This is a genomic window from Sphingopyxis sp. USTB-05 (assembly GCF_023822045.1).
Taxonomy (GTDB): domain Bacteria; phylum Pseudomonadota; class Alphaproteobacteria; order Sphingomonadales; family Sphingomonadaceae; genus Sphingopyxis.
The window spans coordinates 2,475,418-2,493,671 of record NZ_CP084712.1; the positions used below are offsets into that span (position 1 = coordinate 2,475,418).

Here is an 18,254-nt window from a genome sequence, read left to right on the forward strand (position 1 = left end):
CCCGGCCTCTAACGCATGCTCGCGAGCAGCCGCTCGATCGGCGTCGTCGCAAAACCGATCGCGCTGTCCGAAATCCCGTAAGGTATGAACAGGTCCCCGCCGACGCGCATCGCGCCGCAGGTATACACCACATTCGGAACATAACCTTCGCGGTCGCTCTCGGCGGCCGATAGGATCGGGCACTCGGTGCGCGCGATGAGTTTGGTCGGATCGTCGCGGTCGAGCAAGGCCGCGCCAAGGCTGTATTTGCGCATCGCACCGACGCCGTGCGTGAGAAGGATCCAGCCCTCGTCGCATTCGATCGGGCTGCCACAATTGCCCATCTGGATGAGCTCCCACGCATAGGCGGGACGCATGAGGATCTGTCCCTCGTCGTCCCAGTCGGTGAGACTGTCCGAAGCGATGATGGTGATGTTCTTGCCGTCCTGCCGCGCGATCATGAGATAGCGGCCGCCGACCTTGCGCGGAAACAGCGCCATGCCCTTGTGGCGCGCGGCGCGGCCCGACAGAGGCTCGAGCGAGAAGCCCGAGAAATCGGTCGTGCGCAGGAGCTCCGAGCGGATCGCCTGCCCCGAATAGGCCGTGTAAGTGCCGATATATTCGGTGCGGCCATCGTCGTGCACGAAGGGCACCAGACGCAGATCCTCGATGCCGCCGCGCTGTGCCTCGGTCATAGGAAAAAGAACGCTGTTCGAGATCGCACTGTCGGGCTGACGGTGGACATTCACCTTGCCGTCATCGCCAAGCCGATGGCGGTCGTCGGCAACCGCCGCCATCGCGGGTCCCGACTGGGGCCAAAGCGTGAAGTCGCCGCCCTCGCCGATGATCCCCTCGCGGAAGGCGACCGAGCTGATATGGCCCTCGCCGACCGCGCGCATCGACATGAGAAAGCGTTGCTGGTCGGCGGCAAGCCCGCTCTGGTCGGGATGCGGGACGACGCTCGGGTTCATGAGCGCGGCGGCGGCATAGCTATATTCGTGGCAGAAATAGGCGCCGATCAGCCGCCGCTTGACCGGCGAGACGATGGCGGGATCGAGCTCCAGATCTTCCGCGACCTCGGCGAAGCGTTCGTCGAAGATCCGCCCGATCTGCCAGTGGCGCTCGGAAAAATCCTTCCACACGAGGCCGAGCTGTGCCTCGGCCTCCTCCTCGTCCATCGCCAATATGTCGGCGGCGAGCTGCGCCGCCCGCGATGGTTCGGACACATTGGACTGCCAGGCGAGGTGGAAGGGCCTGAGCACGACCCGCGCGGGGTCGGCCGCAAGCTTCTCATGAAGAATGTGCAGCGGCGTGTGGTTCGGATTGCAGATCAACATCGCTGGCGCTGGTGTCCTTCGCTATCCCCCGCGTCCAGAATGTATCGGCCATCGCGCGGTGCGCAAGGTGAAAAGCCAGCGCGGACTCGGCCCCGACATTCGAATTGACCCCGTGACGGGTCAGCCCGTCGCAGCAGCGCCCCGTTGCCGAGCTCGCGATCACCACGCCGCGGTCGTTCGCGCCGAGAAACCAGCCATAGGCCCGCTCGGCCCGGTCATGCCAGCGCAGCTTGCCCGTCAAGCGGTAGGCGGTCGCGGCGGCATCGACCGTCGCCCAGGCTTCGAGCGGCTGTTGATCGAACGGAAAAAGCTCACCCTCGGCGCCGAAGCCTTCGCAGCCCATCGGACGGAAATGCCCCTCATTGCTCGTCTGGATGTCGCAGAGCCAGTCGAGCGCCCCGATGCCAGCCTCTTCCATCGGAACGGAATCCGTCCGCCGCCCGGCGCGCAGGAGCGCCTCGGCGAGACGCGCATTGTCATATGCGAGAGCGGGTTCGAACCACTCCCAGCCGCTCCGCCGCGCGCTGCGCCAGAGGGCGTGCAAAAAGGCGCCGCCGCGCTCGACGATCGCGCCTGCCGCGGCATGCCCCGGCTCGCGCGCCAGGAGTTCGTCGGCTCCGAGAAGTGCGAACGCGATCGCGCGCGGACTTTTGAGGTCGGCCGCCAAGGGGGCGGTGCGCGCAAATAGTCCCGCGCACCAGGCGCGGAGTTCCGGCGTGCGCGCGTGCGCTGCGCCATGGCCGAGCGCCCAGAGCGTGCGCCCGTTGCTGTCTTCGGACCCTTCATCCTCGAGCCAGCGCCGGTCATAGGCCATGAAGTTGCGGAAGCGCCCGCGATCGGGGTTCCAGCCATGGTGAAGGAAGGCGGCGTAGCGCGCGAAGAGCAGGCCATATTCCTCCTCGCCGAGCGACGGGCTCGAATTGACGAGCATCAGCGCGCGCGCATTGTCGTCGATGCAATAGCCGTGATTCCGGTCGGGAATGAGCCCCGTCCCGTGCTGCAATATGCCGACATCGTCCGAGAGCGCGCGGATCGCGGCGAAGGAGGGGAACATCCGCCGGGGCTCGCGCAGCGCCGGCACGGCCGCGACGTTTTCGATCAGCGATGCAAAGCGCGCCGCGATGACCGGCCAGGCGGTGGACCGGCCGCGAGCATAGGCGCGCTCCTGGAGCGCGCGCCGTTCGCCGGGGTGCGCGAGCAACAGCAACACCGCCTCGGCGATCGCGTCGCTGTCGGCCCCGCCGAGCAGGATGCCCACGTCATCGGCGAGCAATTCGCGCGCATGCACGAAGGGCGTCGATACGACCGCGCGTCCGAGCGCCACCGCATAGGCGAGCGTACCCGAGGTGATCTGCGCGAGATTGGGATAGGGCGCGAGATAGATATCGCATAGCTCGATCTGTTCGAGGAGTTCGGGCAGGTCGAGAAAGCGGTTCTCCCAGGCGATATTGTCCGCGACGCCGAGCTCCCCGGCGAGGTGGGCAAGGCTCTGCCGATAGGCTTCGCCCTCGGCAGCGACGAGATTGGGATGGGTGGCGCCGACGATCCGATAGAGAATGTCGGGATATTGGGCGGCAATCGCCGGCAGCGCGCGGATGGCCGCTTCCAGCCCCTTGCCCGGCCCGAGGAGGCCGAAGGTCGAGACGACCGGACGGCCCGCAAGGCCGAGCCGCTCGCGAAGCGGCGAACAGGCCTCGAAGGCCCGGTCGGGGGTGCCATGCTCGATCAGCTCGATACGCTCTGCCTTCGCGCCATAGACGCGGATCAGCGTGTCGCGGCCGAAGGCGCTCATCACGACGAGCTTCGCCGCCTTCGCGACGAGATGCTCCATCACGCGCCGCTGGTCGGCGCTCGGCTCGGCGAGGATGGTATGGAAGGTGACGATCAGCGGCGCCGCAACGCGGTCGACGAGCCCCAGTATCATGTCGCCTGCGGGACCCCCGAAAATCCCGAATTCATGCTGGAGCCAGACCGCGTCGGCACCGCTTGCGTTGATCGCCTCCGCGGCAGCGCGATATCCATCGGCATCTTTCTCATCGATGCCAGCAACGGCTGCGGAATCGCTCGCATCGCCCGGCCTGGCTGCCATTGCATAGACATCGACCGCCATATCGGGACGCGCGGTCGTCAGATGATCGTAAATGTCGGCGGTGAAGGTCGCGATCCCGCACTGGCGCGGCCGGAAACAGCCGATGAGCGCGAGGCGCCGGGCGCGCGCGGCAATACCGGCAACGGGCCCGCCGTGGCGGCTCTCTTCATTGTCGAATGCGGTAAGGAAGCTGGTCTCGCTGTCGAATTTCATCGTTGTGCCTTCTGTCCGGTCCCCCCGAATGAAGAACAGGCGCGCTCATCGACCTTGCCCTTCTTCCCCTCGAGACGGGATTCAGTAGAGAACGGTCGAGCCCGAAGGGCGCGCCCCGCTCTGGCAGGAGATGCGTCATCGCCTGCTTCCCCAACGCGCCCCCGCGCGTGCAGTTGCCGACCCGCCGGCAACAATCGCCATGATCCAGGTTAACTCCGGCAACCGGGCCCAGCCGCTCGCGTTGGCAGCTGCAGGACCCAACCCAAGGACAAGCATGCCGCGCTTCCCCCTCTCCCCTCCCGGCCCCATCTTTTCGCGCGCCCCGGCTCGAACCGCGCCCCTCGACCGCGGCAACCGGTCGCTGCCCCCTGCAAGGCCGGCGCATTGAGTTCCGCCCAGCTGCGCGTGCTCGAACGCTCGGTCTATAACGGCCCCAACCTCTACAGCCGGCGTCCGATGATCCGGATCCGCGTCGATCTCGGGATCCTCGACGATTATCCGAGCGACCGCCTCCCGGGTTTCGACAATGCCCTGCAATCGCTACTTCCCGGCCTCGTGGACCATGGCTGCAGCTATGGCGCGCCTGGCGGCTTTCTCCGCCGGCTCGCCGACGGAACCCGCCTCGGCCATATCATCGAACATGTGGCGATCGAGCTGCAGACCAGCGCCGGGGCCGCGGTCACGAGGGGCAAGACGCGCAGGGTGCGCGGCAAGCCGGGCCAATATGATATTCTCTACTGCTACGCCGATGCGCCGAGCGGCTTAGCCGCCGGGCGGGCAGCCATCGAACTCGTGAACGCGCTGCTTCCGACTGCGATGCAGGGTGCCGAAGGGCTCGATCGTATCTCCCCGGAGCTCGACGGCAGAGCGACCGATACAGACACGAGGGTGAGCGCGCTTCGAGCGATCGTCCGCAAGAACGGGCTCGGCCCCAGCACCGCGGCGCTTGTCGCCGAAGCGCGGCGCCGGCATATCCCCGTCCTGCGGCTCGACAAGGCAAGCCTCATCCAGCTCGGCACCGGCCACCGCCAGCGCCGCATTCGGGCGAGCGTGACCGGCGCGACATCGCTGATCGGCGCCGAACTCGCCGCGAACAAGCAGGCGGCGAAAGAGATGCTCGCGAGCATCGGTATCCCCGTACCGCGCGGCGAACTCGTGCGGACGGTGTCGGAGGCGGAACGCGCTGCCGCGAAGCTCGGCTGGCCGGTCGTTGTAAAACCGCTCGACGGCAATCAGGGCCGCGGTGTCACCACGAGCGTCGCCGACGATGGAACTCTTTGCGACGCCTTCGAGCGAGCGCAAGCCATCGCACCGCGTGTCATCGTCGAGCAGCAGCTCGTCGGAGCCGATCACCGCATTCTCGTCGTCGGCACAGCCATGGTCGCGGTCGCCGAGCGCGTCGCCGCGCATGTGGCCGGCGATGGCAGGAACAGCATCGCGGATCTGATCGAGGCGGTTAACAACGATCCACGCCGCGGTGTCGGGCATGAGGCCGTTCTCACCCGGATCCGCATCGACGCCGCGCTCGAGGCCTTTCTCGCCGAGGCGAACTTCACTCTCGCGAGCGTGCCCAAGGCAGGCGAGATCGTGACGCTCCGCGGCGCCGCCAACCTCTCGACCGGCGGGAGCGCGATCGACCGGACCGATGTCATTCATCCCGAAAATGCGGCGATCGCGATCGACGCCGCCGCCGCGCTCGGACTCGACGTCGCCGGCATCGACATGATCGTCCCCGATATCGCGCAAAGCGTCCGTGCGTCGGGGGGCGGCATCGTCGAAGTCAATGCCGCACCCGGGCTTCGCATGCATCTTGCTCCATCGGAAGGGACGCCGCGCGACGTTGCGCGGCCGATCATCGCCTCGCTCTTTCCGAAAGGCCAAAAGAGCCGTATCCCCATCTTCGCGGTGACCGGAACGAACGGCAAGACGACGACGGTGCGCATGCTCGCGCGAATCCTCGAACACCATGGCCTCACGACCGGCTTCACCTGTACCTCGGGCGTCTATGTCGGCGAGACCCGCAGCGCCGGGGGCGACGCGAGCGGTCCCAAGAGCGCGCGCATGCTGCTGCGCCACCCCCGCGTCGAAGCGGCGGTTCTCGAGACCGCGCGCGGCGGGATGTTGCGCGAGGGGCTCGCCTTCGACGCGTGCGACGTGGGGGCAGTCCTCAACGTCACGCCCGACCATCTCGGCCTCAAGGGCGTCGAGACGCTCGCCGACCTGGGGCGCGTCAAAGCGATCGTTGCCCGCAACGTCAAAAAGAGCGGCGCCTGCGTTCTCAACGGCGCCGACCCGCTCACCGTGCGGATGGCACGCCGAGCCCGCGGACGGATCGTCTGGTTCACCGGCGGAGCGGTAGCGGACGCGTTGGCACCGATCCAAGCGCATCTCGATAGTGGCGGACTGGCGGTAAGCGGCGAGCGCGGAACGCTCATGCTGCACCGGGGCAGCGAATCCATGCCGATCATTCCTATCGCGAATATTCCGGTGACGCTGAACGGCGCAGCCCGGTTCAATGTCGAGAATGCCGCCGCGGCCGCGGCGATGGCCGCCGCCTACGGGATTGCTCCGGGTATGATCGCCTCGGGCCTCGCATCCTTTCGCCCGAGCTTCGAGGATTCGCCTGGGCGTCTCAGCCTTGCCGAGGCGCACGGGGTGCGGATCGTCGTCGATTATGCCCATAACCGCGCCGCGCTCACCGCGCTCGCCGAGTTGCTCGGCTCGATGCGCGGCGACAGCGATGCCCGTGTGATCGGAATGATCGGCATTCCGGGGGACCGGCGCGATTGCGATCTCGTCGATATCGGCGCTCTCTCGGGCGGGATGTTCGATGTCCTGATGCTGCGCGAGAATGTCGACCTCAGGGGACGCCCACCCGGCGAAGCCAATGCCTTGATGCGCAAGGGCGCCCTCGCCGCGGGGCTCCATGCGGCCGCGATCGGCATGCACGATGGTGAGTATGACGCTGCCTCGGCTTGCCTTGCGGCCGCGCGCCCCGGCGATATCGTGGTGCTCACGCCGACCGACGTCGACGGAATATGGAGGATCGTCGAAGCCTGGGCGGCGGGCGCCGGTCCTGAGGACGCCCGGTTGCTGGAGGCGGCGCATGGCTGACGGTCGTTGGGCGATCGCGGTCCACGGCGGAGCGTGCCGGATCCCGCCAGCGCTGCAGGCACCGCGCCGCGAGGGGTGCGCGGCAGCCTTGGAAGCCGGCAGGATGATATTGGAGCGCGGCGGCAGCGCGCTCGAGGCGGTCAAGACCGCGGTCTGCCTGCTCGAGGATGATCCGCTGTTCAACGCGGGCCGGGGATCGGTGGCGAATGCCGACGGCGAGGTCGAGATGGACGCGGGTATCATGGATGGCGCCACGCTCGACGTCGGGGCGGTCGCTTGCGTGCGGCTCCTCTACAATCCCGTCGAAGCGGCGCATGCCATGCTTAGGAAGCCGCCCGTGCTCCTCGTCGGTGCCGGCGCCGAGGCGTTCGCACGATCGAGCGGTATCGCGGAATCCATGGAAGCCATGCGCCCGGCGACAGCGGGCGAGAGCGACCATGATACGGTCGGCTGCGTTGCGCGCGACCGGGCGGGACATGTTGCCGCGGCGACATCGACCGGCGGACTGGCGGGCACGCTCGCCGGGCGCGTCGGCGACGCACCGCTTCCCGGCTGCGGCTTCTATGCCGAGGACGGCATCGGCGCGGTGTCGCTTTCGGGTGACGGTGAGGCGATCGCACGGACGCTGCTTGCCGCGCGCGTGATGCGCACGCTCGAGACAACGGGCGCCAGCGCGGCGGTTACAACGATTTTCGAGCCGATGGCGCGCCTCCGAGCCGAGGCGGGCGTCATCCTTCTCGACCGCGACGGCGCGATCGGCATCGCGCACAACAGTCCGCATTTCGCCGCCGCCTACGCCCGCGAGGGAATGCCCGCGGTTTCCGACATCGTCTGGAAGGATCACCATGCCCATTAATCGCGGCCCCCTTTTCGTGATCGGCGGCCATGAAGACAAGGATGGCAGCCGCAAGATACTCGGTGCCATCGCTGCTGAGTTGGGCCAAGGCACGCTCGTCATTGCCACTATCGCCAGCGCGAAGCGCGATGGATATTTCGAGGCCTATTGCGAGGGCTTTGCGCCGCTTGGGATCGGCCGGCTCGTCGAGCTTTACCTCGACGATCGGGATCAAGCACGGGATCCCGCGCGTGCACGGATGATCGACCAGGCCAAAGGTATCTTCTTCACCGGCGGCGACCAGTCGCGCCTCATGAGCCTGACCGGAGATACGCCGATTGAGGTGGCCATTCACGCGCTCCACGATCGCGGGGGACTAATCGCGGGAACGTCGGCGGGAGCCTCGGCGCAGGGCGAAACGATGCTCGTCGGCGGACGCGGTGAAGAGACGCCGCGCATCGACGATATCGAACTGGCGCCGGGGCTTGGCCTCATCCCCGATTGCATCATCGACCAGCATTTCGCGGAGCGCGGGCGCATCGGGCGGCTTCTCGGCGCGGTCAGCCGTCGTCCCGACTGTCTCGGAATCGGGATCGACGAGGACACCGCGCTCCGGGTCGAGGCCGGCACCGCGCAGGTGATCGGAAGCGGCGGCGTCACGATCGTCGACGCGTCGCGGGCGAGCCATTCCACTGCGGCGGGCGCGTCGTCCGGCGGCATCGTGTCGCTTCATGGCGCGACGCTTCACGCGCTTCGCGATGGGGAGAGTTTCGACTTGGCGCCGCGCCGCCCGGCAAAATAGGCTGCGCAGAGGCGCTCAGGGCGCCGCGTTACGTCCGGAGAAGGGACACCGCCAATCGGGTCCGACAGCCCGCCCCGAATATTGCCGTGCCTCCGACACATCGCCGTGACGGGCAAGCATGGGGTTCGCATTGCCGGCGAGGGCGACGTCGCGTGCGATGATCTTGCTGCGCATCGTCTCATAGACGTCGTTCTCGCGGAGCTTCTCGAACTGGTCGTGGAGATTGAACACCAGCGCGGGGCGTTCGAAGCGGCGAGCGGGACGGCTTGCTTGGGGGTGGAGACCGACGACGAAAAAGGCCTCGCCGCCGAAGCTGAGCGAGAAGTGCGGGTCATCAGGGCTGTGGCTGACGCGCGGATCGGGCGGCTGGCCCGCCCAGTCGTCCTTCCGGCTCAGCGAGTCGATACGCTCCCACAGGCATGTCTCGAACGCTTGCTCGTCGAGCCCACCATCCTCCTCGAAGATCACCACGAGCGAATGGAATAGGCTCGGCGAGCGCGCATAACTCCAGGCGAGATCGAGGAGATTGGGGTAGATGCGCAAATCGTCCCAAGCCGAGCGCATGTCGCGGCCGACGACGAAGCGGATCTGGCTTCGCGCAAGCGCGGACTTCGCTCCGACACAGGGAAAATCCGTGGCGCGGATGAAGTCCCGGAAGCGTTGAGCCAGAGGATGGGAGCTGTCGTCGGTTGGCGGTAGCATGCTGCTGAAACCGACCTCTCTTGCCGCGGTTGCAGCAAGTTAACCTGGGTTGCGTCGATTCCGCCGTCATCGCCTCGCCGGCGCGCACGCTGTCTTCAAGCGGCTGGCATGGAGATGGATTCATATTGGACGAAGTTGCGCGACACTGACTTGCCCTGCCGCTACGGCGAGCTATGCTTGCCCTGCATCGGGCAAGAAGGCGCACGGTGCCGAGACGTAAGAATCTCGTTCGGAAGCCTTATGATATTCCCATCCGCTGCCGGGTGGCCGACGCGTATGTCCAGGCCCTCGGGCTAAAGGCGGCGGCGCATATTTCCGAATATGTTCTTACCTCCCGGCACACCCGCCTCTCGGCTCGACCGGTAGGCGATGGCAAATGGATTTCGAAGACGACCCCTCAAATCGGCGCGCGCTGTCGTCGGGCGATCCGCTGCCGCCGGGCGATTGGGAAAGCGCTGGCGCGGCTGGTCGCGCGGAAGCGATCTATGCGGCCGAACGGCCTTATGTGACTGCGATCTTCCGGCGCAGCGTACCGCCGCACGAGGTGCCCGACCTCGTGCAGGAGACATTCCGCCGCCTCTTCAGCGCAAAGGGAACGGGAACAGGGCTCCTCCAGGCGTCGCGGGCCTATGTCGCGACTGCCGCACGAGCGATCCTCAAGAACCGGGCTCGTTCCGGGGTTCGCAACCAGACCCACGCCCACCATAGTTTCGAGGACCATGACGTCGCGGGTCCCGATCCCCATGCCGCGCTCGAACACCGCGACACGCTGCGCCGCGTCGAGGACGCCATCGCAAGGCTGAATCCAACCACTCGGGATGTATTCCTGATGCAAACTTTCGACGATCTCAGCTATTCCGAGATCGCACGAATCAAAGGCATAAGCGAAAAAGCCGTGGAAAATCATCTCGTCAAAGCCCGGATGGCCATTCGCAAGGCGCGAGACACGCAATCGTGAGGTCCGTCGAGCGCGAAGCGGCCGAATGGGCCGTGCGGATGCGCGGAACACCGTCCGAGGCCGACCGCGAGGCCTTCGAGCAATGGTATGCGAAGCCCGGCAATGCCGAGGCCTTTGCTATGTCCGAGGATGATGTCGCGGTGGCTCGTACGGCATCGCGCGCCCGTATCGATGCGAAGGCGCGGACCGAACGCAGATCGACCGGCGGTTTCCGCTGGGCCGTCGCGACGATCGCCGCGGTCGGCATCGCCCTCGGCTTCGCCTGGCACATGGCGCGGCAAAGCGACACGCCCCAGATAGCAGCTGGTCCCATGCTGCCCGGCCAGCTTCGTCTCGCCGATGGCTCCACCGTGACCCTGATGGACGGTGCCTGGGCCGAGCCGCAATTCTCCGAGACCGAGCGCCGGATCCGCTTGCACGGCGGCCGCGCACGCTTCGATGTTGCGCACGACAGCGCCCGCCCTTTCATCGTCGTCGCCGGCATCTCCGAGACGAAAGCCCTCGGCACGGTGTTCGAGGTCGACGCGCGTTCGAACGCCCCCAAGGTCAAACTCGTGCGCGGCTCGGTGGAGGTTCGCCTCGGCGGAACGGCAAAGACTGTCCGCCTCGTCCCCGGCGAGAGTGCCGAAGTCTCGGAAAGCGGTCCACGCCTCATCCCGGCGATGACAAGTCCGCTCCCGACAGCGGAACCGACGACGATGCTGGCGGCCGACGGACTTCCGCTCGGCGCGGTGATCGAAGCGGCGAATAAAGTGAACTCGAGACCGATCCGCCTCGCCGATCCCGCCCTGACCTCGCTCCCGGTGACAGGCCGTTTTGATGTAACCAACAGCGCAAGCCTTGCCCGCAAGCTCGCCGCGGCATTGGGACTCCAAGCGACCGACGGATCGGACGCGATCACGCTCAGCAAAAAATAATTCCCATCGGAGAGGGGGGAAATCTCCTTCCCGGTGTTTTGCACCCCCAGACGGTCATCGGTGGCCGCTTGGGGAGGTAGAATGAAGTACAAGTTTCTGGCGGCGATGCTCTCGGTGAGCACCGCGGCAATCGCGATTCAGGTTCCGGCCGCGCACGCGCAGTCAACGTTGACTCAGCAGAGCTACAACATTGCCGCGCAGGATCTCGGCGCGGCACTGCAACGCTACTCGCAGATTTCGGGCCGCGAAGTGATCGCCTCGACGAGCCTCGTGGAAGGGAAACGGAGTGCCCGTGTTCAGGGTCGCCTGAACCCCGATACCGCCCTCTCGCGTCTACTTGCCGGTACCGGCCTCAATGTCGAACTGGTCGAAGGGGCCTGGGTGCTTCGCTCGGGAAACGATTCTGCCGAGGAAACTGGATCGACTGACGGCGGCGGCGAAGCGATCCTCGTCACGGGCTCGCGCATCCGCGGGGCAGGCCCGACAGGTTCGCCGGTGGTGACGATCGACCGCGAGGCCATCGAGAAGAGCGGTTACGGTACCGTCCAGCAAATGCTCCAGTCGCTGCCGCAGGCCTTTGGTGGCGGTTCGAACGAAACCACCACCGGCGCGACGACGCGCAACGGCACCGGCAACGACGCAACACTCGGTTCGAGCATCAACCTGCGTGGCCTCGGCACCAACTCTACCCTCGTCCTGATCGACGGCGCGCGCCCGGCGCTCGGCGGCGTCGGCGGCCTCTTCGCCGACATCTCGCTCATCCCGACGACCGCCGTCGAGAGAATAGAAGTGCTGACAGACGGCGCTTCGGCCATCTACGGCGCCGATGCGGTTGCCGGCGTCATCAATCTCCGTCTCCGCAACCGCTTCGAGGGGGCCGAGACGATCCTGCGCGCCGGCACGGCGGACGGCGACATGACCGAAGTCCAGTTCAGCCAGCTTCTCGGAAAGAAGTGGAGCGGCGGACATCTCGTCCTCGCCTATCAATATTCGGATCGCGGCGCACTCGCGGCAGCCGAACGCGATTTCGCGCGCGAGGATCTCCGCCCCTTCGGCGGCCCCGACTATCGCTCGATCTATGCCAGTCCCGGCACGATCCGCGCCGCGAATGGCCAGCTCTTCGGCATTCCCACCGGACAGAATGGCCGCAATCTGACCGCCGCGCAGCTTCTCCCCGGCGTCCAGAACCGCCGCGACAATCGCGCCGAGACGGACCTCCTGCCGCGCCAGCGCGTGCATAGCCTTTATGCTGCGGGCGAGTTCGAGATCAACGACGGGCTGACCTTCCGTGCCTCGATCCTCGGGGCGCAGCGCAAATATCGCAAGGAAAGCAATGTCACCGCGCTGCGCACGGCGCGCGTTCCGGTGACGAACCCCTTCTATGTCGATCCGATCGGCACCCGCCAGCCCGTGCAGGTCACCTATAATTTCGTGAACGACGTCGGGCCGCAGATCAACGAAGGCCGCGTGCGGGCACTGTCGACCTCGGCAGGCCTCGAACAGACGATCGGCGAATGGCGGATCCAGCTTGGCGGAGCCTATGGCGTCCAGAAGGGCAAGGCTCGGACGCGCAACCAGGTCAACAGCGCCCGCCTCGCGGTCGCGCTCGCCGACACCAATCCCGCAACCGCGTTCAACGTCTTCGGCGACGGGACTGCGAACAATCCTGCGACAAGCGCCTATATCCGAGGCGGCGTCGAGACGATCGACGACTTCAAGACATGGTCCGCCGCGCTGCGCGCCGATGGTCCGATCTTCCGCTTACCCGCAGGGGACGTCCGACTCGCGGCAGGCGCCGAGTATCGCCGCGAGGCCTATGACTATTATCGTATCCTCGACACGAGCACGCTCACGCCCTCGGCGGGATTCTATCCGGGCTTTCCGGGGCCGCGCCACGTCAAATCGATCTACGCCGAGCTGCTGGTGCCCATCTTCGGCCGCGACAATGCAATGCCGGGCTTCCACAAGCTCGACCTGACGCTTGCGGGCCGCGTCGAGGACTACAACCAGTTCGGGCGCACCGAGAATCCGAAGGTCAGCGCACGCTGGGAGCCCGTCGAGGGCATCGCGCTGCGCGGTTCCTACGGTACATCGTTCCGCGCCCCGCAGTTCGACGAGCTGATCGGCCCGGCGCTTTCGCTCTACACGACGGCGACCGTCCCCGACCCGCGCTCGCCCACCGGCACGTCGAATGTTCTCGCTCTGTTCGGCTATGCGCCGAACATCCAGCCCGAGCAGGCGACGACATGGACGGCGGGCGTGGACATCGCGCCGCCTTCGATGCCGGGCTTCCGGGCAGCGCTCACCTATTTCGATGTCGATTACCGCGATCGAATCGGGACGCTCACCGAGGATTATCTTCGCTTCCTCACCAACCGCGACGTGTTCGGCGGGGTGGTGACAGACAATCCGTCCCTCGACCTTGTGCAATTCTACTATAATCAGCCGACCTTCACGAACCCGATCAATATCGCGCCGGGACAAGTCGTCGCGATCCTCGACGGGCAGACGCGCAACCTCGCGCGCGAGCATCAGAAGGGCATCGACTTCGACATCGGCTACGCGCCCGAGTTCGCAGGCGGAACGCTCGACGTCGGGGTCAGCGGCACCCAAATCTTCTCGATCATCAAGCAGCTTTCACCGGGATCGGCGAGCAGCGACTTCGTCGGCCTCTACGCAAGCCCGGTCAAATGGCGCATGCGCGGACGACTCGGCTGGTCGAGGGATGGCTTCGCGGTCAGCACGTTCGTCAACTACACCGATGGCTATCGCAACCAGGTCGTCGTTCCAAATGAGCGGGTGTCGTCGTGGACGACCGTCGACCTCACCCTGTCGCAGCGGATCGGCGGCAATGCCGACGATGCCACTGGGCGCGGCTTGCAGCTCGGCCTCGCGATCCAGAATTTGTTCGATCGCGACCCGCCCTATGTCCACAACAAGAGCCAGACCTCGGCGCTCGGCTACGATCCCGAGAAGGCCAGCCCGCTTGGCCGCATGATCTCGGTCCAGGCCGTCATCCGGTGGTAAGCCGAACGGCTCTGCTGATCACCCTGCTGGCCGCGGCTTCGCCCGCGGCCAGCCAGGTCACCTCGCGCGAGATCGCCGAGACGGCGGATATCTCCGGTCTAAACACTTCACCCGACGGAACGTGGGTCGCCTATCGCATCGAACGCCCCTCGACGCTCACCAACCGGATCGACGTCGACTGGTATATCGTCGCCGCCGACGGCAAATCGCCGCCGCGCGCGCTCGGGCGCACCGGGACCGCACTTTGGAACGATGCCGGCGTCGTCGAACCGGGAGAAGCCAAATGGTCGCCAGATAGCCAGCGGCTTATCGTTCGCGCGCTCGTCGATGGCCGGGCCGCGCTCTGGGCCAGTCCGATCGACGGGTCCGGCTTCACGCTAGCGGCGGGCGGCGATGGCGACATCGAGGCCTTCGCGCTCACCCGGGACGGCGCAATAGTCACGCGCGAAGGGCCATCACGCGACCTGATCGCACGCACCGAAGAGGCCGAGCGCGAGACCGGCATCCTGGTCGACGGCCAGACCGATCTTGCCCAGCCACTCTTCCGCGGCGCGCTGATCAACGGCCGCGTGGCGAGCCAGCGCTTTTCCAATGACTGGTTCGACCGTGCCCCGCTCCTCGCCTCGGCTCCGCGAACTCTTACTACGACCACGCCCGGCGGCAGCTCTCGCCGCGCCAGCGAGACCGAAGCCCTGTTGCTCGCCCCGCAGCCCGATCCGGTCGCGCTCCTGACGAGCGACTTGCCACCCACTCTACAGAAGGCGCTCGAGGACAGGGGCGTCTGCAAGACCAAGATTGGCTGCGCCGCCGACCTTCCCCGCCTCTCATGGGTGCTCCCGATGAATGGCGACACGGTCGTGGCGCTGCACGACGCCGATTACCGCCAGACGCTCCTGCGCTGGTCACCAAGGACGAAGCGCCTCGAGAAGCTGGCCGCGAGCGAAGGACAGCTCGCTGGCGGACAGAAATATTATCTCCCCTGCGCCGCCGCCGGGAGCGCGATCTTCTGCGTCGAAGCTGCCGCGGCGCTTCCGCCGCGCCTCGTCCGCATCGATCGCGGCGGCGCGAAGCGCATAATCGATTCCCCCAATTTCTATCCTGACCGCGACGGGCTCATTGCCGAAACGATCGTGTGGCAGGTGAGCGGCAGCCGTGCGTCGGGCGTATTGATCCGCCCGAAGATCCCCGGGCGGCTGCCGCTCTTCGTCACCTATTATACATGCGCAGGATATCTTCGCGGGGGCGTCGGCAATGAATGGCCGCTGCGGGCACTTGCCGCGCACGGCATCGCGGCGCTCTGCATCAATGCGGTGCCCGGCGATACCGACAAGGATGCCCGCTATAAACGCGGACTCGCCGCGATCGAGGCCGTCACGACGTTGCTCGCTGAGCGCGGCATCGTCGACCGAGCCCGTGTCGGCATGGGCGGGCTCAGCTTCGGCAGCGAGGTCACGATGTGGGCCGCGACGCACAGCGACCTGTTGAAGGCCGTCTCGATCGCCTCGGTCCAGATGGAGCCTGCCTATTACTGGTTCAATGCCCGTCCGGGCCGCGAGACCTTCGCCGACAATGTCCGGAAAGTGTGGGGCGCCGGGTCGCCCGACGAGACGCCAGAGGCGTGGAAGGAGCTCTCCCCCGCGCTCAATACCGATCGCATCACCGCGCCGATCCTGATGCAGTTTCCTGAACAGGAAGCACGTCTGTCGATCGAGTTGATTAGCAGGCTCGCCACGGCGCGAATGGGCGAGGCGCATATCTTTCCATACGCGCCGCACAACAAGGTCGAGCCCCGGCAAAAGCTTGCCGCCTATGAGCGCAACCTCGACTGGTTTCGCTTCTGGCTGAAGGACGAGATCGATCCCGACCCCGCCAAGGCCTTCCAATATCAGCGCTGGTCCAAATTCGCGCCGGCGGAAGCGCGCGCTTCAACCGAGCGCACCCAGCGTTCGACGTCGCCGATCTCGATCAACCGGAAATAATCGAAGTCGCCCTCGGCAAGATCGAGGGTGAGATAGGTCTCGATCCTGTCGACATCGAGCAGGCCGCGCTCGGCCAGTCTGCCGCCGAGCAGCAGGTCGCGGAGCTGCGCCCGCTGCCTGAGATAGGCGGCGGCGCAGAGCGCTTCCATCCGGCCCTTGCCTTTGCGCCACACGACCTCGGCCGGAAGCCGATCGGCGAAAGCTGCGCGCGCCACGGCGCGGTTACGCCCGCCGACAAACCAGCTCCCGCTCGGGATCGAGAGGCAAAGTTCAACCACGGGCTGCGAGAGCAATGGCGAGACGACGTCGCGGCCCTCCCAGCGCAACGGTCGGTCGAGGAAGTCGATTATGCGCCGGATGGATTCCGCATGGTTCCGCTTGGCCTGCGACACCGCGCCAGCGCCGTCATCCCAAGGATGCGGAAATGGTTTGTCCGGAAGGGCCTTGGCATCGAGGTAATCGACGTCGCGGCGCCAGCCGCGACGCGGACCCGCGCGATGCGCTCGCCAGCTGAGGCGCAACGCCTCCCAGATCGTCGCGTCACTCGCACGCGCGACGTCGCGCAAGGTCGCAAGGGTCCGGCGCGACAAGCCCCAGCGCGCCCAACTATCGAGGACCGGCGCGACCGTGCTGTCGAAATGAAAGACGCTATCGCCGCCTATTCCGCCGAAGATCGGACGCTCGTGGTCTGGCACTGCCTCGGCGAACGCACGATCGAGACCGCCGAGGACGCTGTAGGCGCCCGGCCTTGCCGTGAAGAGGGTCGGCAGCGAGACGAGATCGATGCCGACATCGTTATGCTCGATCTCCACAAGATCGATCGCGCATCGGTCTGCGACAGCCCGTGCGAAATAACGCTCATCGCCCTCCGCGTCGGGCGTGGCAAAGGTGATCGCCGAGACGTCGGCGCCGGCCGCTGCGAGCGCTGCGGTCACGATCGAGGAATCAAGGCCGCCCGACAGCTCGACGATGATGCCCTTCCGGGATCCGCTCCAGGCGGCCGTACAGTCGTTGATCCGCTTCTCGAGCTCTAACGGAAGTTCCTCCGGCCTAGTCGAGCGCGGCGGCGGGACATGGTCCCAAGGCGACCAGCTCGCCTCGACCGCAATCTTGAGACCATCGAACAGGATGCGTGTGCCGGCGAGGAGCTCATGCACGCCCGACAGCCCCGTCCGCTCGGTGCGAAGGTTGATATAGGCGAGCGCCCCGGCGACATAGTCCCAGTCGATGGCGATATCCTGTGGCCGGGCCCGGAGCATGGCCGGGTCGGACGCGCAGATGAGACCCGCGGGATGGCGGCTCCAGTATAGGGGCATGCCGGTGAGCGCCGCCCGCTCGATCCCAAGCGCGCCGCCATCGGCGGTGAAGGCGATGAAGTTCCCCCAGCAGAAGCGGGGTGGCCGCCCCGAGGCGGGGTAGCGCGTGAAGCAATCACCGATGATGACGGTGCCGCCGGGCGCGCGCTGGACCGGCAGCGAACTGTTCGCAAAAATCACCCTGCCGGGCTGGATGTCCACCGCGACAAGACCGGTCCGTTCCGCCGCGGCCACGACGTCAGCGGCTCGCTCGGCATCGCCCACGAAGGCGAGGATCGCCCCTCTCACCGGATCACCAGGATCGGCACGAAGTTGCGGGCTTCGGCAGCCGTCCCGGTCAGTATCGCCGACGGGGACTGCAGCCAGCAATGCGCCTTGAAGGGTGACATCCGAATGCCGAACACCATCGTCGAGGCAAGCCCGCGCGCTAGTAGTATGTGGTCGAGCGCAAGCGCGTCGATCAGACAGCGCTGCGGAACGGGATTGAGCCATCGAGCGGCAGCATATCGGGCGGAAACAATCTCAATCTCGCCATCGGCAGCAGAGGGGCCCACTCCCGCCTTCCGCGCGCGGACGGCCTCGATCGTGAACCCAATCTGCTCGGGCCGCATGGCGCGACGTGCCCATCGGAGTGCAAACGCGGTCGACAAGGCCATGCGCGGGCTGAAGCTCTCGTGACTTACCGCCGCGAGGTCTCGCGTGGGCACATCGATCGCCGCGGGTTCGACCGATCCCGGGCCATTGGTCGAGACAAAGAGGCCAGTCGCAACAAGCCTCGCGATTGCGCCGCCGTCATTGGGTTCGCCACGGCGCAGGCGGTCGAACGCGGCACGGTCCTGGCCGCGGAGCGATAGATATTTGTCGCGAGCGAGATCGAGGAAGACGAGTTCCTCCGCTGTCTCGCAGAAGCCCGTTCCGGGCGCGAGCGTCAATCCCATGGCATTTTTATCCGGCAGATCGGGAGACCGACCGCGAGGGCCGGCTCC

At 66.5% G+C, this 18,254-nt stretch carries 12 protein-coding genes; 7 read left to right on the top strand and 5 right to left on the bottom strand.

The features are described from left to right. Nucleotides 1-8: 8 nt before the first annotated feature. Nucleotides 9-1,316, bottom strand: a complete 1,308-nt coding sequence (locus KEC45_RS11480) for a glycoside hydrolase family 130 protein (RefSeq protein ID WP_252171047.1) — start codon at nucleotides 1,314-1,316, stop codon at nucleotides 9-11. Beyond that, on the bottom strand, nucleotides 1,270-3,618 hold the full coding sequence (locus KEC45_RS11485) for a glycosyltransferase family 4 protein (RefSeq protein ID WP_252171048.1): 2,349 nt from the start codon (nucleotides 3,616-3,618) through the stop codon (nucleotides 1,270-1,272). The genes KEC45_RS11480 and KEC45_RS11485 overlap by 47 nt, the downstream gene beginning before the upstream one ends. Before the next feature lie 384 nt (nucleotides 3,619-4,002). On the opposite strand from KEC45_RS11485, the gene cphA reads away from it, so the two are divergent. The 3 genes from cphA to KEC45_RS11500 are packed head-to-tail and all read left to right on the top strand — an operon-like array spanning nucleotide 4,003 to nucleotide 8,369. Then, nucleotides 4,003-6,732: a cyanophycin synthetase gene (cphA, locus tag KEC45_RS11490; protein ID WP_252171049.1), complete on the top strand. Its 2,730-nt coding sequence runs from the start codon at nucleotides 4,003-4,005 to the stop codon at nucleotides 6,730-6,732. Further along, the gene (locus KEC45_RS11495) at nucleotides 6,725-7,588 is read left to right on the top strand and encodes an isoaspartyl peptidase/L-asparaginase family protein (RefSeq protein ID WP_252171050.1); all 864 of its coding nucleotides are present in this window, start codon (nucleotides 6,725-6,727) and stop codon (nucleotides 7,586-7,588) included. The genes cphA and KEC45_RS11495 overlap by 8 nt, the downstream gene beginning before the upstream one ends. Next, nucleotides 7,578-8,369 (top strand): cyanophycinase, encoded by a 792-nt coding sequence (locus KEC45_RS11500; RefSeq protein ID WP_252171051.1) that lies wholly within the window; start codon nucleotides 7,578-7,580, stop codon nucleotides 8,367-8,369. The genes KEC45_RS11495 and KEC45_RS11500 overlap by 11 nt, the downstream gene beginning before the upstream one ends. Nucleotides 8,370-8,384: 15 nt before the next feature. Here KEC45_RS11500 and gntA read toward each other — a convergent pair whose 3' ends face one another. Further along, nucleotides 8,385-9,071, bottom strand: coding sequence for a guanitoxin biosynthesis heme-dependent pre-guanitoxin N-hydroxylase GntA (gene gntA, locus KEC45_RS11505; RefSeq protein WP_252171052.1), 687 nt, complete (start codon nucleotides 9,069-9,071; stop codon nucleotides 8,385-8,387). 376 nt (nucleotides 9,072-9,447) lie between these two features. Here gntA and KEC45_RS11510 point away from each other — a divergent pair, with 376 nt between their 5' ends. The 4 genes from KEC45_RS11510 to KEC45_RS11525 all read left to right on the top strand — a co-directional run bounded on the left by KEC45_RS11510 (nucleotide 9,448) and on the right by KEC45_RS11525 (nucleotide 15,952). After that, nucleotides 9,448-10,029 (top strand): RNA polymerase sigma factor, encoded by a 582-nt coding sequence (locus KEC45_RS11510; protein ID WP_252171053.1) that lies wholly within the window; start codon nucleotides 9,448-9,450, stop codon nucleotides 10,027-10,029. Continuing rightward, nucleotides 10,026-10,946: a FecR domain-containing protein gene (locus tag KEC45_RS11515; protein WP_252171054.1), complete on the top strand. Its 921-nt coding sequence runs from the start codon at nucleotides 10,026-10,028 to the stop codon at nucleotides 10,944-10,946. Before KEC45_RS11510 ends, KEC45_RS11515 begins: the two co-directional genes overlap by 4 nt. A gap of 81 nt (nucleotides 10,947-11,027) precedes the next feature. Then, complete coding sequence (locus KEC45_RS11520; protein ID WP_252171055.1) at nucleotides 11,028-13,973, top strand: TonB-dependent receptor; 2,946 nt, start codon at nucleotides 11,028-11,030, stop codon at nucleotides 13,971-13,973. Further along, complete coding sequence (locus KEC45_RS11525) at nucleotides 13,967-15,952, top strand: Atxe2 family lasso peptide isopeptidase (protein ID WP_252171056.1); 1,986 nt, start codon at nucleotides 13,967-13,969, stop codon at nucleotides 15,950-15,952. The genes KEC45_RS11520 and KEC45_RS11525 overlap by 7 nt, the downstream gene beginning before the upstream one ends. On the opposite strand, the gene KEC45_RS11530 is transcribed toward KEC45_RS11525, so the two are convergent. Together KEC45_RS11530 and KEC45_RS11535 are read right to left on the bottom strand one after the other, a co-directional pair. Next, entirely contained in the window at nucleotides 15,859-17,556 is a 1,698-nt protein-coding gene (locus KEC45_RS11530; protein ID WP_252171057.1) for an asparagine synthase C-terminal domain-containing protein, read from the bottom strand. The genes KEC45_RS11525 and KEC45_RS11530 overlap by 94 nt on opposite strands. Next, the gene (locus KEC45_RS11535; protein WP_252171058.1) at nucleotides 17,553-18,206 is read right to left on the bottom strand and encodes a lasso peptide biosynthesis B2 protein; all 654 of its coding nucleotides are present in this window, start codon (nucleotides 18,204-18,206) and stop codon (nucleotides 17,553-17,555) included. The genes KEC45_RS11530 and KEC45_RS11535 overlap by 4 nt, the downstream gene beginning before the upstream one ends. Nucleotides 18,207-18,254: the final 48 nt, after the last annotated feature.